The 19276-nt window shown below is 41.9% G+C and carries 11 protein-coding genes; 7 read left to right on the top strand and 4 right to left on the bottom strand.

What is annotated here, in order from left to right:
• Window positions 1-907 precede the first annotated feature (907 nt).
• The 5 genes from NSTC745_RS01640 to NSTC745_RS01620 all read left to right on the top strand — a co-directional run bounded on the left by NSTC745_RS01640 (window position 908) and on the right by NSTC745_RS01620 (window position 7729).
• Window positions 908-1384 (top strand): hypothetical protein, encoded by a 477-nt coding sequence (locus tag NSTC745_RS01640; protein ID WP_445635598.1) that lies wholly within the window; start codon window positions 908-910, stop codon window positions 1382-1384.
• 196 nt (window positions 1385-1580) lie between these two features.
• Window positions 1581-3416, top strand: a complete 1836-nt coding sequence (locus NSTC745_RS01635) for an iron uptake porin (RefSeq protein ID WP_445635597.1) — start codon at window positions 1581-1583, stop codon at window positions 3414-3416.
• A gap of 139 nt (window positions 3417-3555) precedes the next feature.
• Window positions 3556-4827 carry a hypothetical protein gene (locus NSTC745_RS01630; RefSeq protein WP_445635596.1) on the top strand — a complete coding sequence of 424 codons (1272 nt, stop codon included), beginning with the start codon at window positions 3556-3558 and terminating at the stop codon, window positions 4825-4827.
• Between the two features lie 473 nt (window positions 4828-5300).
• Window positions 5301-5960 (top strand): DUF1361 domain-containing protein, encoded by a 660-nt coding sequence (locus NSTC745_RS01625; RefSeq protein ID WP_445635595.1) that lies wholly within the window; start codon window positions 5301-5303, stop codon window positions 5958-5960.
• A 599-nt stretch (window positions 5961-6559) separates the two neighbouring features.
• Window positions 6560-7729 carry a baeRF7 domain-containing protein gene (locus NSTC745_RS01620; protein ID WP_445635594.1) on the top strand — a complete coding sequence of 390 codons (1170 nt, stop codon included), beginning with the start codon at window positions 6560-6562 and terminating at the stop codon, window positions 7727-7729.
• Between the two features lie 164 nt (window positions 7730-7893).
• Here the strand turns inward: NSTC745_RS01620 and NSTC745_RS01615 are convergent, their stop codons facing one another.
• The gene (locus NSTC745_RS01615; protein WP_445635593.1) at window positions 7894-10095 is read right to left on the bottom strand and encodes an EAL domain-containing protein; all 2202 of its coding nucleotides are present in this window, start codon (window positions 10093-10095) and stop codon (window positions 7894-7896) included.
• A 954-nt stretch (window positions 10096-11049) separates the two neighbouring features.
• Window positions 11050-13446, bottom strand: a complete 2397-nt coding sequence (locus NSTC745_RS01610; protein WP_445635592.1) for a putative PEP-binding protein — start codon at window positions 13444-13446, stop codon at window positions 11050-11052.
• A 319-nt stretch (window positions 13447-13765) separates the two neighbouring features.
• On the opposite strand from NSTC745_RS01610, the gene NSTC745_RS01605 reads away from it, so the two are divergent.
• A complete protein-coding gene (locus NSTC745_RS01605) occupies window positions 13766-14224 on the top strand; it encodes an MgtC/SapB family protein (protein ID WP_445635591.1) in 459 nt (152 codons plus the stop codon).
• 41 nt (window positions 14225-14265) lie between these two features.
• On the top strand, window positions 14266-14943 hold the full coding sequence (locus NSTC745_RS01600) for a pentapeptide repeat-containing protein (protein WP_445635590.1): 678 nt from the start codon (window positions 14266-14268) through the stop codon (window positions 14941-14943).
• A gap of 34 nt (window positions 14944-14977) precedes the next feature.
• Here the strand turns inward: NSTC745_RS01600 and recF are convergent, their stop codons facing one another.
• Window positions 14978-16093 carry a DNA replication/repair protein RecF gene (recF, locus tag NSTC745_RS01595; protein WP_445638506.1) on the bottom strand — a complete coding sequence of 372 codons (1116 nt, stop codon included), beginning with the start codon at window positions 16091-16093 and terminating at the stop codon, window positions 14978-14980.
• 117 nt (window positions 16094-16210) lie between these two features.
• On the bottom strand, window positions 16211-19069 hold the full coding sequence (locus NSTC745_RS01590) for a cation-translocating P-type ATPase (protein WP_445635589.1): 2859 nt from the start codon (window positions 19067-19069) through the stop codon (window positions 16211-16213).
• Between the last annotated feature and the right edge of the window lie 207 nt (window positions 19070-19276).

The raw sequence follows: 19276 nt of genomic DNA, 5'->3' as shown, positions 1-19276 counted from the left end.
GACCCGCCACTCTCTTACAAAGTTCAGAGCGGAGGTTTCCTCCGCTCTGACTTTGCGCTGATTGAAGACCACCTTTGTTGAAATTTGGTGGGGGTCTTAAACCCATTTATTCAGACGCTCGCGGACTCGCTAACGCTGCGCTATCCACCAGCGATGCACTGAGCCGGTCGAAGTGTCGGACTCCAATTCAATTGGAGAATTCTGGCGACTGACGCATGTATTCTGTTTGATAAACTAAAAAATCCAAAAAGTAGCACAGTAAGCTTGTATGTTACGGTATTGCTACTAAATTTATGAATTGCCTTTTTTCATGGGTACTTTAAGTTCATGAATACTGATTTTAAATATACCAATAATTAATTTTTCTTTAACAAATTTATAATTGCATTTGCCCGAAGAGTAGGAGGTTCACCTATTTGAGATATCATCATTAGTGATGACAAAACAATGCGTTAATTTGGTTTTATATCTGCTATTTAAAACCATTCTCAGTTATTACCAGGAATTACGGAAAATCATGAAAAAACAAACCGCAAAGCACGCATTTGCGCAGCGTCTCGTCAGAGAATAACACAAACAAATAAGAGTAAGAGAGAGTTTTTGCGTAAGTCCTAATTACCAACAAATATATTATATTATCCAATCTTGTGGGGTGGGCGTCTCGCCCGCCCAAGGCTTGAAGCAAACAAGATTTCCACTCCACTAGAAAAACTTGATGTTTTTTATTTGGAAGTCTCTAACCCATAGCGATTTTTACAACTGGTACAAGATTCGAGTTCATAAAGTTCCAAGATAACTAGATTAACTAATTTGTTAAGCTTTTGCCCCATACCCTCTACTTGAGTTATTATCTTTACTCGTAATATTTGGATACTATATTCTCGGTTTTATTACTCTTGGGGTGTTAATGTCTATTTTACGTAAATATACTGTTCTTGCTCCCGCCAGTCTGAGCATTGCTTTGTTCATTACTAGTTGTGGCGAAACTAAAGTCTCCCAGTGCCAGCGATTGATTAAACTTGTCAATGAAGGAACGTCATTGATTGATAAAAATAAAGGAACGCAAGTTATAACCAGCATCCAGCTGTCTAAAGATTTGCAGTTTATTACTAAATCAATTCAGGAATTGAATTTAGCAGACCCCAAGCTGAAGGAATATCAAAGCGGGTTTGTGAAGATTTTCCAAAATCTCAGTCAAGCGATCGCCAAAGCAGGTAGGGCGCTAGGTTCGACTAAAATAGCAGAAGCCTCGGCTGCTGGTAGGGATAGAATTCAAAAAGCCAGAACCGAAATTGATTCATCGCTGACAGCTGCTGAAACTATTGGTAAGCAGTCAGATAAGTTAGTCAATGACATGAATAAGTATTGTAAACAGGCAGAGTAAGAGGCAGAGGGGACAAGGGGGACAAGGGGGACAAGGAGAATAATTCTTAACTCATAACTCCTAACTCCTAACTCTCCACTTCCACAAAAGCTATAGTAACTTTTATCACTCTTTTTTTAGAAATATTCCTGATACACACTAACTTTGACTGTCAAAAGAAATGTTGGTGTAAGTCAAATGAAATACCAGGAGTGATATGAGTCTACTGATGGCGAGTCTGCTAGCAACAGCGCCAGTATCTGCGCTCAATTTACCAGAACAGGCTGTAATCGAGCCAGATAATCAGGTGCAGGAGTCAACAAAAGAAGATTTCTCTCAAGTAGTCACGCCTGCTGAAATTACACCGCCTGAATTTGTACAACCAGATATAAGTACTTCAATCGCCAAAGCTAAGTACGAAAATATACTGAAAAAAAGTAGAGAAAAAATTCAATTTATAAGTTCTTCTAACTCGCCTAAATCAAAAAATACCCAACCTCTAACCAAAGAACTTGACAAAAACGATTCCGAAGCCCCAGACTCAAACGACCCAATGTCTCAAGTTAACTCGGTGTCACAGCTTGAGGATGTGCAACCTTCTGATTGGGCTTTTGGTGCTTTGCAGTCTTTGGTAGAACGGTATGGCTGCATTGCGGGATATGCTGACGGTACTTATTTGGGAAATCGTAGTATTACTCGTTATGAATTTGCGGCTGGTTTGAATGCTTGTTTAGAGAAGATTAACGAAGCGATAGCTAACAATAAACTTAACACTGTTAATGATGAAGATTTAATCCTGCTGCAAAGGTTACAAGGTGAATTCAAAGCAGAGTTGCAACAATTACAGCAGCGTGTCGAAGTTCTAGAAAACCGGACTAGTGAATTACAAGCTAATCAGTTTTCCACAACTACCAGATTATTTGGTCAAGCCGTTTTTAGCGTTCAGGGAAGCAATACCACCAATGCAGATTTGTTTCCCAGAGATGGAATACCCGAACGCCAGGGAAAAACTAATCTGACTTTCACAAGTAGCGCCCAACTAACCTTAGCAACTTCATTTAACGGGCGAGATTTGCTGTTAACAGGACTGTCTGCGGGAAATTTGAGTTCTAATGCATCGTTGCTATCTACCAATATGGGGCGGTTGGGTTTCGAGTCCAATACAGACAACAATGTAGTTATTAGTGATTTATCTTATAGATTTTTAGCCTCAGATAACTTGGGAATTGTCGTCGGTACCGCGGGAGTCAACCCCATCAACACCTTTCGCGGTATTAGCCCATTAGAAGGTTCTAGTGACGGTGCAATTTCTTTATTCGGTCAGCGTAACCCGATTTTAGGCATTGGTAACGGTACTGGCGGTATAGGTTTTGACTGGCAAATTAGCGATCGCATTAGTTTGCAAGGTGTCTATAGTGCAGAAATTCCCAGTTTTCCTGGCGATATCAACCAGGGGGGATTATTTGGTGGTAGATTTACTACTGGCGCTCAGTTAACTTTAGCACCTACTAATAATATTGATATCGGCATACATTATCTTTATTCACACTCTCCAGATGGCTTACTGGGAACTGGTATCGGCGATTCTCAACTGATTTCCCCTTTTGCTGATGCTACAGCTTTCAATACCCACGCAGTTGGCGCCACCGTTGCTTGGCGAATTAACCCTAACTTACAGGTAGGTGGTTGGGGTGGCTTCACTTCCTCGAAACCATCCAATCTTTCTGGAAGTGTAGAAACTACCAACTGGATGGTGTTCGCAGCTTTTCCCAATTTGCTACGTCGGGGGAATTTAGGGGGCGTTCTTGTGGGACAACCACCAAAAATTACTTCTAGTACTTTACCAGAGGGATTTAACCTTCCCAACTTTTCTGATGGAGGGACACCAGGAGGACGCGCTGACACATCGATTCATGTAGAACTTTTTTACCGCGCCCAACTGAGTGACAATATTGCCCTAACTCCAGGCTTATTCGTTATTTTCAATCCCGATCATAATGCTGCTAACGATGCTTTAGTAGTTGGAGCATTAAGAGCAACTTTCCGGTTTTAATTTTGTACTGATGTAAATGTAATCAAATACGCTTTTTTATTACTGAAAAAATCAGTAGTTAGATGCTTTTATTCCCGAATAGAAGCAAGGAAAAACTCATGCGTATTTTTTCATAGGTGATTAAAGGAGCAAATTTTTCATGAAATTAAATTCAACAACAAATACCACTTCGAGAAATTTTGACGAAAATCCAAAATTCTATCAGTTGGGTTGTGCTGTTCTTACCAGCAGTAGTTTAGCCGCACTCATCATTGCTTTAGGTGGAACAAGTGCTTTAGCTCAAATCACAATCCAAAGCAGTGGAACATTATCAGGTACGATTCAACTTCCTACCAACAATCCGAATTTCAATAAAAGCATTACTCGTGTTGACACAGACGACACGGGGACTTACTCGCGGAATTTAGGTACTAAAAACAATCCTAATTACGTGCCTATATACAAGTCAGACTATGTGAAAGTAGAAACACGTAAAGATGGTACTTTACATTATTTTGTTGACTTTAAAGGGATTCCCATAATTTCCTTCAACGGCGTTCTAGATTCGCCTGTTCTCTCTGGCGGCGAGTTAACACCTTTTAAATACCAGGGACAAGTGGCTGGGACTAAGTTTCAAGGAGTAGTTCAGGATGAATTTAATCTCACAAAAGCTTTATACACTGGTATTGTTACCGACCCAGCAACCGGAAACCAATATCAGGGAACTTTTGAAGTGAGTGGATATGGGCCCAGATATAGCGATCGCAATGGTGGTGCAACCCCCACAGTCTTCGATTTCAAATCCGATCTACCTGGCTTACCAACGGTGAAATCTTTGGTAATGACTAACTCTCCTATCGGGAAATTGACAATCAAAGTACCTGCAAATGCAACTCTCATCACTCCTACACCCGCACCCAGCGGTGGTAGTAGCACACCTACTCCTGCACCCACTCCTGCACCCACTCCTGCACCCACCCCTGCACCCACTCCTGCACCAGTAGTTAGCGGTGGTAGCACACCCACTCTTCCGACGATAGTTGATAGTGGTAACACAATAACTACCGCACCAATAGTTGATAGTGGCAACACAATAACTGCCGCACCAATAGTTGATAGTGGCAACACAATAACTGCCGCACCGATAGTTGGTAGTGGTGACACAATAACTGTTGCACCGATAGTTGGTAGTAATAGTGCGATCGCTTCGCCGACAACTACAACTTATACATCTGAGTCCAATTCTCCATCGCTGTCTACTACACCTAACATGGAATTCAGTAGCGGTAATTCTGCAACAGTTAATCAAGTAGTTATGAACCCTGGAACCTTGGCTCAAACTGCTTGTTCAAAAGATGCTGTTGATAGCTGTACAAAACCTGCTTCACGGAAACAAGCGATCGGCCCGCGTAGCCGAGTACTGGTGCGTTAGATAACTAATTCGCACATCTTACTGTAACTTTCACTTTGGGGACAGTGAGGAGTTGTAAACATAAATTTATGACCAAAAACGCTTTTGCTACTCACCACTTCCCATTTCCTATTCCCCACCTCATATAAACCTTTCGAGCAAAACTTTAGGGTAGTTCTGGAACTCCAACACAGCACAATGAAATCAATATAATAGCCAAGACGGGGTAATATTTCAATTCCAAAAGTCTACCATAAGCTATTCTGTAGCCTTTTACAGGCCAGCCTTCCTTTCTGTGGTAGATTTTACCCTCATGATTTTCTGGCTATACTAGTGACTTCAGCCGATTGACTAAAATAAATTGAAGACTGGGGACTAGAGACTAGGTAATAATATTAAAAGTACTATTTTCCAATCCCCAATCCCCTTTCTCGATCGTATTAACACTACAAAGTAAATTTAGAGCAATTAAAACATCTTCTGAGTTAGCACCTATGAAAGAAGAATTGATAGCCAGAATTGTACAGGTCTTACGAATTAATATGAGTTGGATGACTTGGAATTTATTTCTGGCTTTTATACCTTTAGCTTTGAGTGTATGGCTATTTCGCATTAAGCGTGGTCGCACTTGGCTTTGGTGGCTAGGATTCTTAGTTTTCTATGCATTCTTACCCAATGCCCCATATTTGTTGACCGATGTAATTCACCTAATATACGATATTCGCACCATCCAATCAGTGTGGATGATTACTTTAGTACTAATTCCTGTGTATTTGTTAGTAATTTTTGCTGGATTTCAAGCTTATGTAATATCGTTAATAAATTGGGGTTACTACTTACACCGAATTGGTAAGAGTCAATGGATTTGGCGGCTGGAATTGATTACTCATGCTCTGTGTGCTGTTGGTATTTATTGGGGGCGTTTCTTACGTTTCAATAGTTGGGATTTTGTGACTCAACCTGATGCGGTATTAACCAAAGGCGTTGAGGAAATTCTTGGTAAACAGCCATTAGTAATTATCGCTACCACTTTTGTGATACTTCTGGGACTTTACTGGATTATGAAACGAGTAACTTTGGGTTTTATTGTGCAACCAAAAAATGGATATGCTATCAAAACACAACCAGTAAATCCCAACACTCCCAACGCTTAACGATCGAGTACTCACACCTGCCTTTTCTTTCTTAAGAGACGTTTCGCAAACGCAACCTTAGCTGAATTGGTAGGTGTAGGTTATCCACAATAAAAAATAAAAAAGTAATAAGCAATAGGCAAATTTCATAATTAAAATTAGGGAATTAAAAAAACGCTTTAAGCCAAAATCGTCTTAGATCCCCTTAAATCCGCCTTAAAAAGGGGGAGTTTGAGAATTTTTTGCCCCCTTAAAAAGGTGGGTTGGGGGGATCAAAAGCCTGCGGCACAACTTTAAAAGACTTGTGTGTACACCGTATCCTTTATAAGTGGGGACTAAGGGGGTAAAAAGTTTAATTTTCTGGGTAATAAAAAATTAGTAATTCGTATTTGATTATCCTAAATTTCTTAATTTGCTAGCACTATATCTGTAACTTTTTCTAACTCTCTAATAATTTGGCGTATTCCGTCCAACTCAGAAGCACTATTTTTTTCCACCTAAAGAAGGGTATACACTCAAGTCAATTCCGTATCAAAAGAAAGATGCAGCCTTACACATCAGGAATTGAAATGAATCTAGGTTGTTTAGTTTTTATTAACTTAGATTCGGAGTTGAAAAATATGAGTCTATTATCTATTGATGAACTCAAAACATTAGCAGAAAATTCTCAAACCCCAAGTATTTCTCTGTATATGCCTATGCAAAAAGCAGGGCCAGAGATTCGCCAAAACCCTATTCGCTTCAAAAATTTAATCCGGGAAGCTGAAGAACGCTTGGATGCGATGAAAATTGACCATACCCAAGGGCAAAATCTTCTCCAGCTAGCGATGGAACTAGATACGAGTGAGTTTTGGGAACACCAAGACCGCGGATTAGCAATATTCATTTCGCCACAAGTGTTTCGCTACTACCAATTGCCAATGGAGTTTCCAGAATTAGTGGTTGTGAGCGATCGCTTCCACTTGAAACCGCTGCTACATTTGCTCAATAATGATGGTAGCTTCTACGTCCTAGCTCTGAGCCAAAAGGATGTCAGGTTTTTTGAGGGAACTCGCTACAGCCTCAACCAAATAGAAGTCGAAAATATGCCCAAGAGTTTAGATGAAACTCTCTTAGAAGATGAAATTCAAAAAGGGGTGCAGCAGCGAATCGGCACATCTAAAAGGGGAGCTGCTAATGCTTCTTCACACCCCGGTACATTTCACGGGCAAGGAAGTCCCGACAGAGATAAGCATCAGGAAGATATTCTCCAATTTTGTTACGCTGTTGATACAGCATTACATGAAAAATTACGCGAGCAAAAAGCACCTTTAGTTTTGGCTGGGGTTGAATATCTTTTCCCAATTTATCAGGAAGCAAATACTTATAATCATTTGGTGGAGGAACCGATTACAGGCAATCCGCAATTTACCAAGCCCGAAGAATTAAAAGACCAAGCTTGGCAGATTGTCGAACCTCTGTTTGATGAAAATCAAAAACAAATAATGGAACTTTACCAACAAATAGCTGGTGAAGGTACTGGCAAAGCTTCTAACAATCTTCAAGAAATTATTGCAGCAGCTTATTACCAAAGAGTTGATAATTTGTTTGTGCCAGTGGGACAACAGATTTGGGGTAAATTCGATCCAGAAACAATGGCTGTAGATTCACACCCAGAACCAGAACCGGAAGATTACGATTTATTAGATTTTGCTGCCATTCATACGCTTTTAAATGGCGGGCAAGTGTTTGCTGTTGAGCCAGAAAAAATGCCAAATGACGCACCAGCAGCAGCAATTTTTCGATTTTGATGTTGTTAGCAGGAAATAGGGAGTTGGGAGATGGGGAAGTGTGGGGAGAGAGGGGGCAGGGGAGACAAGGAAGTGTCGGGAGAGAGGGGGGAAAAATTTCTTCACCATCCTCCCACACCTCCCACACCTCCCACACCTCCCACACCTCCCAAGTCCTCAGTCCCTCAACAGTCTATCTTGACTACACAATTTCTACCTTGTGCTTTTGCCTGATAGAGTCCTTGGTCAGCAGCAGCAATTAAGGTTGCGGGAGATGATTGACTATGAGGAGTGATTGTTGCGACGCCAAGGCTGAGGGTGATAAATTCACTGACGTGAGAATTCGCATGAGGCAATTGTAATCCACTGATATTAGTTTGGATTTCTTTGGCAACTGCAATGGCCTCTTCGGAATCAGTATTAGGTAAGATGACTGCAAACTCTTCTCCACCATACCGAGCAACTAAATCAGCAGGATGTTTAACTGTCTGAGAGATTATCTTGGCAACGTGTCTGAGTGCATCATCTCCCGCCAAATGCCCATTAGTATCGTTATAAAGTTTAAAGTAATCAACATCACACAAAATCAAAGATAGTGAGCCTTGCTCTCGTGCTAATCTTTGCCACTCGGCGTTGAAGGTGTCATCAAAGCAGCGACGATTTGCCACTTGGGTCAGACCATCGGAAGAGGCAAGGCGCTGTAATTCTTGATTTGCTTGTTGTAATTGGTGATAAAGTTCTGATTGCTGAATAGCGATCGCAGCTTGACTTGCTAGCTGATTAAACAAGTTAATCTCTGATTGCTGCCATAATCTAGTACTAGAGCATTGGTGAGCAATCAATAGTCCCCACAAACGCTTTTGCTGTAAAATCGGCACCACAAGATTTGCCCGAATTTGCAAACTCCGCAATAGCTCAACATGACACGGCGATAGTCCCGCAGTTTCAATGTTTTCAATTGCTCTACTATTACCTTGTTGGTAGTAAATTGCACCAGTGGATTGAAAGCATGTGTCCATCACATGAAATCCCAGAATGGACATGCACCCTTGTGCTAAGGATTCTACAGCAACTAACCCACTCCAATCTGGCTTAAACTGATAAATTACTACTCGGTCTACTTCAAACAGTTGTCTTACCTCATCTGCCGTAGTTTGCAATATTTCATCTAACTCCAAGGATTGGCGAATGCGCTGGGTAACAGCCGCGACAATTCGCTCGAACTCGCTCTGATGTTGGACGCGCTGCTCAATTTGCTGACGAGATGTCGATGCTACAGTTAACGCTAAAGCATCAAAGTGAGGGGTTGTAGCGATCGGCACGGCAGTTGGTTTGGCAATTAAATAGCCTTGACCAAAGGTTGCGCCTCGTTCTCGCAGCCAGTTTAGTTCTTCAATGCACTCAATTCCTTCGGCGACGGTTTGGATATTTAACTTTTGAGTAATTTCTAGAAGTTTTTCAGTAATCGAGGCTTTATACAGGTCTTGATGCACATCTCGAATTAACTGCATATCTAATTTGATAAAATCTGGACGTAATTGATGCAGCAAGTTGAGGCTGGAATAACCCGAACCAAGGTCATCAAGGGCAACTAAAAACCCACTATCGCGGTAGTATTGAAGCACAGCTTTCAGGTGGGCTAAATCTTGAGGGTTGTCCGACTCCACGACTTCAAAGACAACCCTTCGATGGTCAATCCCTGCTTTATCTATTGCTTCTACTGTACTGCGTAGACAATAAACAGGGTCATAAAGCGCCGTTGGTGCAAAATTGATGAAAATGCACCCACTCAATTGATGCCGACTGAACTCTTTGATTGTGTTGAGGCGAGCAACTCGGTCGAGTTGTGGCAGCAGTCCGGCTTCGCTGGCTAACTCGAAGATTGATTCCGGTGGTACTAAATTGCCTTCTTCATCCATCCCTCGTAACAGGGATTCATATCCATAAATCTGGGATGTATCTTGAATCGAGACAATCGGTTGAAAGTGGCTGGTGAATCGTTCGCTTGCCAGCATTTCCACTAACCACTCGGACTGACTGAACTTAATAAAACGCTGCAATGAGGCGATATCACTAAAATCTTGCAGCTGAGGTTGGATAGCACCTTGAATGAAAAGAACTTGCGTCTCTCTTAATTCTCTTGGTGCAAGGAGTTGAGACAAGTTACGAGCAATTTCTTGAGCTTGTCCAGCTTTACAGTTCAAACTCAGCCCTGGTCGCTGGTGCATCAGTTCATACTCAATGCTTAACTTTTTTAAGTATGAGGTGACTTTTGTCAAGGTATGTGAAACGGGGAACCAAAGAAAGAACTTACCTGCTTCCCCAGTCTCGCAGCGCACAATATTATGACAAGCACAAGTTTTGGAGAGACGACATCTTTGGCTCATTGGTAACTACCTTGCTCAACCTGATTGATTTTAGTGTTCCCCTCAAAGTTCCCATAAAAAATGAACTACAGTTCAAGTTGATGAAGATTTGATGAGAATTAAAAAGTTAATTTGCCATTGGCATAATCAACTTGGGTTAACAGGAATTATCCGCCGACTAGTGATAGAAAATGATTGATTTATATTAATGAGATGAATCTATAAAAATCTGATTTATGGAACCAATGGCTAAGTTTAACCATTGAAACCAAAAACTATTAACATAATCTAGCCTCCACGATGTAACGAGCAAGTTACCTGCTTGATTTTGACATCTCCCGAAGATGTTCAATTTATAGTTCGTTGAAGATTATCAAACAGGACTTATACCAATTCTGTATGAAGATGCGTTTAATTTTTTTAACGAACCGCCAAGAACGCCAAGGTAAGAGTTTGAGAGAATTTGGCGCAGCTTCACAAAGAAACGTATTACGCAATATGTGACTGAAAACCTTATTCAAGCGTAGCAGTAATTCATGTAGACGCGGAGCGTCTTACCGCAGGGTATTACCGCTACTTTTGTTATCTTTTGCGTAAGTCCTGTCAAACTAAGTTGAGCTACTTATTACCAGGCACGACTGAATCCATACCAAGCTGTTATAAAGTCAATTACTAACATACCGTTCATAATTGTTGCTATTAACAAAATTACTGATGAAAGCCAATATTTTTTTAAAATTTTAATAATTATTAATCCTAAACCAATGGGAATCGATAGCAAACTCCAACATAAAAATATTAAATATATTGTGGGGAATTCCCTAACTGGTCTGGTTAAAGATGATGTCAAAGATTCACCAAATAATCTGATGAAAACATCTTCATGAAAGTATGTAATTCCCAATAGAAAAGTTGGAATACATAAAAACAAAAAAAATACCTCAATACTTTTGAGTATTTTCATCAAGATGTTTCCTATTTTAATTCGCGTCGTGCTGCTGCTAAAATGAGGCGTTGTTCAGCACGTGCGATCGCCTGATATGTCCGCTCGATGGCTTCGGGTTCCACGGAAATAGAAGTTATCCCCCATTCCACTAAGCGATCGATAATTTCTGGATAGAGTGCTGGTGCTTGACCGCAGATTGAACAAGGGATACCAGCACTTTTAGCCATCTGGATCAATTGAGCGATCGCACCCATAACTGCTGGATGACGTTCGTTAAATACTTTTGCTAGTTGTCCTTGTTCGCGATCTACTCCTAGCAATAGTTGGGTCAGGTCATTTGTACCAATGGAAATTCCCGCTACGCCTGCTTTGACATATTCTGGCAACAAAAACAGCACGCTTGGCACTTCTGCCATCATCCACAATTCAAATTCTGCCACCTGTGTTAACTGAGCTTGCTCGACTTTGTGACGGCAAAACACGAATTCTTCCACAGTCCGAACGAAAGGTAGCAGCAAATGAATATTGCTGTAGCCAGATTGCTGTACGTTGGCTAAAGCTTTTAGTTCCAACTCAAACACAGCAGAATTTCGTAGATAGCTAAAGGTGCCGCGTTCGCCTAACATCGATTGTGGAGAGGATTGTAAACTATCACTCAATGATGGTAAATCTGGCGATCGCCAATCTAAAGAACGATAAAAAACTGGTCTTGGTGCAAAAGCGCGAGCAAACTCCATAATCGCAACAGACCAACGCTCTAACAATTCTGTTTGACGCCCGCCTAAAATCCAACTATTGGGATGTTGCCCATCTAATATATTTAGTACCATCAATTCTGAGCGCAGCAATCCTACTCCGTCGGCAGGCAAGCTTTTTACTTGCTCTATCAAGCTTGGCTGACTCAAGTTAACCAGCAGTTTGGTAGCAATCATAGGTAGATGGGGTGATGAGGTGGTGGGGTGATGGGGGGGTAAGGGTATAGGAGTAGTTTCTCTCATCTCCCCATCTCCCGATACTTCTCTACGAGAGGCTGCGCCAACGGCTTCGCTCACTACAAGTCTCCCCATCTCTCCATCTCTGGCTTCTGTTTCGATCCGATAAACTTCTCCTCTGTCGCCATCAAGCAAAAGCCGTTCGCCAGTTTGAATTAAGCTTGTCGCTGATGTCGCATTTACTACTGCTGCAATCCCTAATTCTCTGGCTAGAATTGCAGCATGGCTAGTTAATCCTCCGCGTTCAGTGATAATACCAGAAACATGTTGCAATAATGGTAACCAATCAGGCGTAATTGTTGGAACTACTAAAATTACTCCTTTTGGGATTTGTTCGGGTTTTTGCTGAGAATCGATGGTCACTAAAGCATTTGCCACAGTCCGTCCGCCTGCGGCTGGCAGTCCCCTGATGAAGTATACGTCGGGGATTATGGATTGGGGGCTAGTAACTTGTGTTAAATAGAGCTTGCCAGATGTAGTTTGGCTAGCGATAGTCCATTTCAGTGTAAAGGTTTTACCTAGTTGAGTTACTAATTGAGTTGCCAGGGCAATTATTTGTTGTAAGTATTCTGGTTGTAGAGCGTACTGTTTTTGTTGGGCTTCCTGAAGCACGTAGGTAATCAGACAAGTTTTCTCTGGTGTTAGTACTGAGTCTGCCAGAGGTTGGGAAATTTTCGGGGAACCATCATTAACATCGTAAGCCAGCATTTTATTGCCGAGCTGTTGCTCTAGGATAGCCCCAGTTTCATTTTGAATGTAGTAGACATCTGGCAATACTTCGCCTTGAGCGATGGCAATTCCTAATCCCCAAGTGGCTTCAATTTCCCATCCAGAGGAGTTGGCTTTGAGCAAGCCGCTGGCCATAGCATTTTCCACAGGTTGCACCAAAACTCCGAGATTAATTTGTTGGAGGTTAATTCCTGTGTGCTGCCAATATAGTAAACTTCTGGCACGAAATATTTGGCCCCAAGTACGTTTTAATGCTGTGGCGATCGCGTCTTCTTGGCAATGGCAAAATACTGACTCCACTAACCCAGATATATTTTCCATAGTTTGAGTACTATCGGCTACTGACAAACTAGGTCGAAAAATCAAACAGCTAGTTTGCCATTGTCTAGCTGCTGTAAAAATTTTACTTACCCAATCCTGTGGTACAGTTGCAGTGAGAATTTCTTCGCGCAAACGGCCAGCTACCTGCTGAAGCTGACGCCAATTACTCACGTCTAGGTGTAATGAAGAATAAGGTAAATCAGCAACTAATGATTCTGAACTGTTGAGATTTTCTAGAAATTGCCGCAAAGCTTCTGCCGAAACCACAAAGCCAGGCACCACCGGATAGCCACGTTGGATAATTCTGCTTAAGTGAAACGCTTTGTCACCTACTTTGGCGCGGTCTTGTAGTTTAATTTGGTCTAGCCAGTAGAGTTTTTCCACTCAATTTGTTAGTTGTCAGTTATCTATAAAGTAGCCACAGCCATTCCTTATTTAAGAATGCAAACCTATATTTATTGGTCAAAATAATATTTTATTGAGAAATAATCCTCACAACAGTCTAAAATCGTATAACGCTTGAATCTCAACGCGATCGGATTCTGAAAATGTGCATTCTTCTCAAAAGCAGCCGACGGAAGGCGCACTACTCGCTACAAATGAAAGAAACTATTTCTTTTCCTCACTCCCTACTCCCCATGTTTCTTAAAAGATATATTACCAATTAACGTAGTAAATATATTTATCCATACCAGAACTAACCTTGCCAAACACTTACTATCTTGCAACTAATGATTGGTTAAATATCAGCTTCCGGCTATGCATCGCATTGCTGATTGGAGGAATTATCGGCTGGGAACGCCAAATTAGGCGCAAACCCGCTGGTTTAAGAACTCACATGCTGGTAACTTTGGGTTCAGCCTTATTTGCCATCATACCTCTGCAAACAGGTCAGCTACAGGCTAGTCCCGATGCACTCAGCCGTGTGATTCAGGGAATTGCAACTGGCGTAGGATTTCTCGGTGCTGGAGAAATTGTGCGGCAATCTTCCCAGCCATCAGAGCAACTTGAAATCAAAGGACTGACATCGGCAGCAGCTATCTGGGTTTCGGCTGGTTTAGGAATCGCTGCTGGCTGTGGTTTATGGCAGTTAGGATTAATCGGTGCTATCCTCACTTTCTTAATTCTCAAGCTTTTTAAAAGGTTGGAGAAACGCGATTAACACGATTTGCGATTAGTTAGATAGTATTTTGAATTAAAAATATGCCTAGCAAAAATAGAGCCATTGAGCCTCCTAATCTACCTTCATCTGAAATTCTTAATCGGGGAATACCAGATAACCAATTATATGAATTAGAGAGCTATAAAAATGTATATTTATCAAATTGTCAGCTTGAAGGAACTAGAGGAGTAGATTTTCAGTGTGCTTACTTTGATAACGTTAAAACTATAAATACCTACTTTAAAAAGCTTTCTCTACAAGATGTGAGAATTACTAAAAGTGATTTTGCTAATACTGAATGGGAAGAGGCTTCGCTTAATAAAGTCGAGTTTATTAACTGTAGATTGCTAGGATTTAAAATAATCAAGTCCAGATTGAAAAATGTTATTTTTAAAGGCTGTCAAGGCCAGTTTGCACAGTTTAATTTTAGTAAGTTTGAACGTGTAATTTTTGAAAATTCTATACTGAAAGATTCTACATTTGTAGAAGCTTCTCTAACAAGTGTAAAATTTATAAATTGCCAAATGAATAATGTTATTCTTGCTGATGCTAAATTTAAAGACGCTGATTTTCGTGGTTCTAATATAGAAGGCTTACAAATTAATATAAATCAGCTTAAAGGTGTAATTTTAGATTTATTTCAAGCTGCTTATATTCTTCAAAGATATGCAAATGTAATAGTTAAACCCGTTGATGAAGAAACAGCGGATAATATATAAAAATAACAGATCCTTTGTGTAAATGTTTTTAATTTTAAATTGTTAATTCTCCTGCCTTCACAAAAAGAATTTGTGAAGATTTCAACCATTGTGAATCAAAAGAACCTAAATGAGTAGTAGTAATCAATGTTTGAAAGCGGTCTTGAATAGCATCAAGTAATTGATTTTGACGGGATAAATCTAGTTCGGCTAGAACATCATCAAGTAATAGCAATGGTGGTTCTTTGACAACTTCTTCAATTAATTGTAGTTCTGCTAATTTTAAGGCTAGAACGAGCGTTCTTTGTTGACCTTGAGAACCGTATTGACGAGCTGGTGTCTGGTTAATGGTTAATTCTACTTCGTCGCGATGGGGGCCTACAAGGGTAGTGCCTTGGTGCAGTTCAGCTAGGGTTCGCTGTTGAATTTTTGCTAAAAAAGCTTGCTGGACTTGTTCTGGTTGGTTGTCTTCTAAAGGAATATTAGGTGCGTACTTGATTTCTAAAATTTCTGTACTGCCGCTAATGCTAGCGTGCCAAGCAGTAGCGATGCAAGCTAATCGCTGTATGGCGCGATCGCGCCGTCTAATTACCCGCGTGCCTGCGGTAGCTAACTGTGCATCCCATAAAGCCAGTTCTGAATGTAGAGACGTTGTATGCAACGTCTCATTGTTTTTCAAAAAAGCATTGCGCTGGCGTAAAACATGGTTATACTGCTGCAAAATGTAAGCATAAACTGGTTCGAGTTGAATCAAAAGTGTATCTAACCAATTGCGGCGACCTTCCGGACCGCCGCGCACTAGTTCTAAATCCAGGCTGGAAAATTGGACTGCATTGATAACGCCGAGAAAATCCATTTGACGGCGTACAGATTCGCCATTGAGAGCAACACTACGCCTACCATTGCGGCGCAGAGTTAAAGTCAGATCGCTGCTGCCTGTTTGCCGCTCAAGATGAGCATTAATTTGGGCTATGGTTTCCCCTTCTTTAACTAAATCGCGATCGCGTGCCATGCGGTGCGATCGCAATGTCGCCAATAACTCCACCGCCTCCAACAAATTCGACTTTCCCTGAGCATTATTACCTACCAAAATTGTTTTGGCAGCACTAAACTCAACCTTCTGGTCTTGATAATTCCGAAATTGTCTCAGGTGTAGAGTTTTCAGGTACATAGTAGGGCATGGGGCATGGCGCATAGGGCATGGCGCATGGGAAATAGGGAGTCGGGAGTCGGGAGTCGGGACACGAGAAACAATGCCCAATGCCCAATCCCCAATGCCCAGTGCCCATTACACAGCCTTCTTGCCCATAACACGTAAGAATATCTTCTCCAATTCAATCCAGACAAACATTAAAGCACTGAAGCCAATACAAACTCCCAATTCTTGCAGATTTAAGTAGTGAGTGCCAAAGAAGTCTCGCAGGGGTGGGACGTAAACTAGCATTAACTGTAAAATCGTGGTTACGACTACAGCCCCTAGTACAAATATATTAGAAAAAGGATTCATTTCGATGGTAAGCCGATTGTTGGAGCGAATGGCGATCGCATGACCCATCTGGGCGATACACAAGGTAGTAAATACCATCGTCTTCCAACGTTCTTTACTTAACTCCTCACTGTAAACAGCGTTGGAATGTTGATAAGCCCACCACATCAAGGCAATGGTGATAATGGCAAATATTATACCAATGCGAATCATGTAAGAACCCAATCCTCTGGCAAAAATGCTTTCGCGGGGACTAAAGGGCGGACGTTTCATCACATCTGGTTCTGGCGGTTCCACAGCTAATGCTAAGGCTGGCAAACCATCTGTTACCAAGTTCATCCACAGAATTTGCAAGGGGGTCAGGGGAACGCCTCCCAAACCGATTAAGGGGGCGGCGGCAATTGTCAGAACTTCGCCGATGTTACTGCCCAGGATGTATTTAATAAAGCGGCGAATATTGGTGTAAACCACTCTACCTTCCTTGGTAGCGGTGACAATAGTGGCGAAGTTGTCATCAAGTAACACCATATCGCTGGCTTCTTTACTTACATCTGTACCAGTAATGCCCATTGCAATACCGATATCAGCTTGTTTGAGGGCTGGGGCATCGTTGACGCCATCACCAGTCATGGCCACAAATCTGCCTCGGCGTTGCAGTGCTTGGACAATTCGCAGTTTGTGTTCTGGGGCAACCCTGGCATAGATGCTGACCAAATCAACGTTTTGCTCTAGTTCTTGGTCGCTCATCCGTTGCAACTCTTGACCTGTGAGCAATCGGTCATCTTCTTTGGCAATTCCCAAATCCGTGGCGATGGCTCGTGCTGTTAATTGGTGGTCGCCAGTAATCATGACAGGGCGAATTCCTGCTTCTCGGCACTCTTGCACGGCTGCCCTCACCTCTGGACGTGGCGCATCCAGCATTCCCACTAATCCCAGCCAAACTAAATCTTGTTCGGATGTTTCGTCTGAACCTTCTGGTGGAATCTCGGCGAGGGGTTTGTAGGCAAAACCTAGCACCCGCAAACCTTTACTTGCCATATTGTCGTTTTCTGCCAGAATTTTCTGACGTTGTTCTTCATTCAAAGGTGTTGAGCGATCGCCTAAATAAATCTGAGTGGAACGTCCTAAGATTAACTCTGGCGAACCTTTGGTAAACATTAAGTAAGATTCAGATTGTAAGAAGTTGGCGATGGCTGGGTCAACGGCATTCAAAGACCCTTCACCCGTGGCGACTTCCTGCACCTGAGAAATTACGCTCATCCGCTTGCGTTCGGAGGAGAAAGGAAACTCTCCAACGCGGGGTAACTTACTATTCCATTGTTCTTTTTCGATTCCTGCTTTCCCTGCTAGGGTGACTAATGCCCCTTCTGTGGGATCTCCCAAAATCGCCCATTCGCCTTTTTCTTTTTGCAATACTGAATCATTACAAACAGCACAGGCTACTGACAAAGCTGAGATTTCTGGCGATTCCTCTAAAGAAATTTTTCGAGCGTCTAAGAGAAAATCTCCTGTAGGAGCATAACCTTCTCCAGTGACGCCAAAAGTTTTGTTATTAGTAAACAGCGATTGCACCACCATTTTGTTTTGAGTCAGCGTGCCAGTTTTATCAGAACAGATAGTGGTTACAGAACCTAATGTTTCCACTGCTGGCAGTTTGCGGATCAAAGCATTCTGGCGTACCATTCGCTGAGTTCCCAAGGCCAAAGTGACGGTAATTACAGCAGGCAGACCTTCTGGAACGACGGCAACTGCCATACTCAAGGACACTTCCAAAAGCTCTTGGATATTGCTAAAACCTCTGGCTTGGATGACACCGCCAATCACAACAATTGCGACGAGAATCAAAGAACCTGTAACCAGGACATTACCCAGTTGAGTCATCCGTTGTTGTAAAGGCGTAGGTTCGCTTTCCACCGACTGCAACATGGCAGCAATTTTGCCTAGTTCCGTTGTCATTGCAGTGTTAGTTACCAGAACCTTTGCCCGTCCTTGGACAACCTCAGTTCCTTGGAATACCAAATTAATGCGATCGCCTAAATCTGTTTCTTCTGGTAAATTTATTGTTGCTTGTTTATTGACAGCTTCAGCTTCACCAGTCAGTGCCGACTCTCGCACTTGTAAATTCGACTGTTCGATCAACCGTCCATCTGCGGCTATCTGCATCCCAGCTTCCAGCAGCATCACATCTCCTGGGACTAGTTCCTTCGCTGCTACCTCCACCAATCTACCGTCGCGCATGACTCGTACTAAGGGAGAGGTGAGTTTTTTCAAGGCTGCTAGGGCTTTTTCCGCACGGCTTTCTTGAACGTAGCCGAGTATGCCATTGAGGATAACAATTGCCAGAATAGCGATGGTATCTTTAAATGGGACTTCACCGGATTTTGTCCCAGATTGCAAAGCTATAAGGTCTAAAACCCCAGAAATCAGAGCTACGCCAATCAGCATCAACAACATAATGTTCTTGAACTGATCTAGCAAAATTTCCCAAGCACTGCGGCCGGCTTGTTCTTCAAGCTCGTTGGCCCCGTATTTTTGCAACCTTTGTTGAACATCGTCGGGTGTTAAGCCACTGTCTGCGTTACTATCAAGCAGGTCTAGCGCTTTATCAACTTCTAAACTATGCCAAACGGCGGCACCTTCAGGCAGAGAATTAGCAGACATCGTGTAAGTCACAGGAAATGGTTACAAAATTCGATCATAATCATAATTTAATGATGACTGGAAAACCATCTCCTAAAGTTACATTAAAGCAATACTAAATCTTATGAGTGTAGAGGCAATGCTTTTGATTTACAAATTTCTCTTCCGTTGACATATATGTGACATAAATGTGTTATTTCTTACGAAAGAGTTTTTTGAAACACATTG

Source organism: Nostoc sp. DSM 114161 (assembly GCF_052692665.1).
This window is presented reverse-complemented; position numbering and strand designations above follow the sequence as displayed.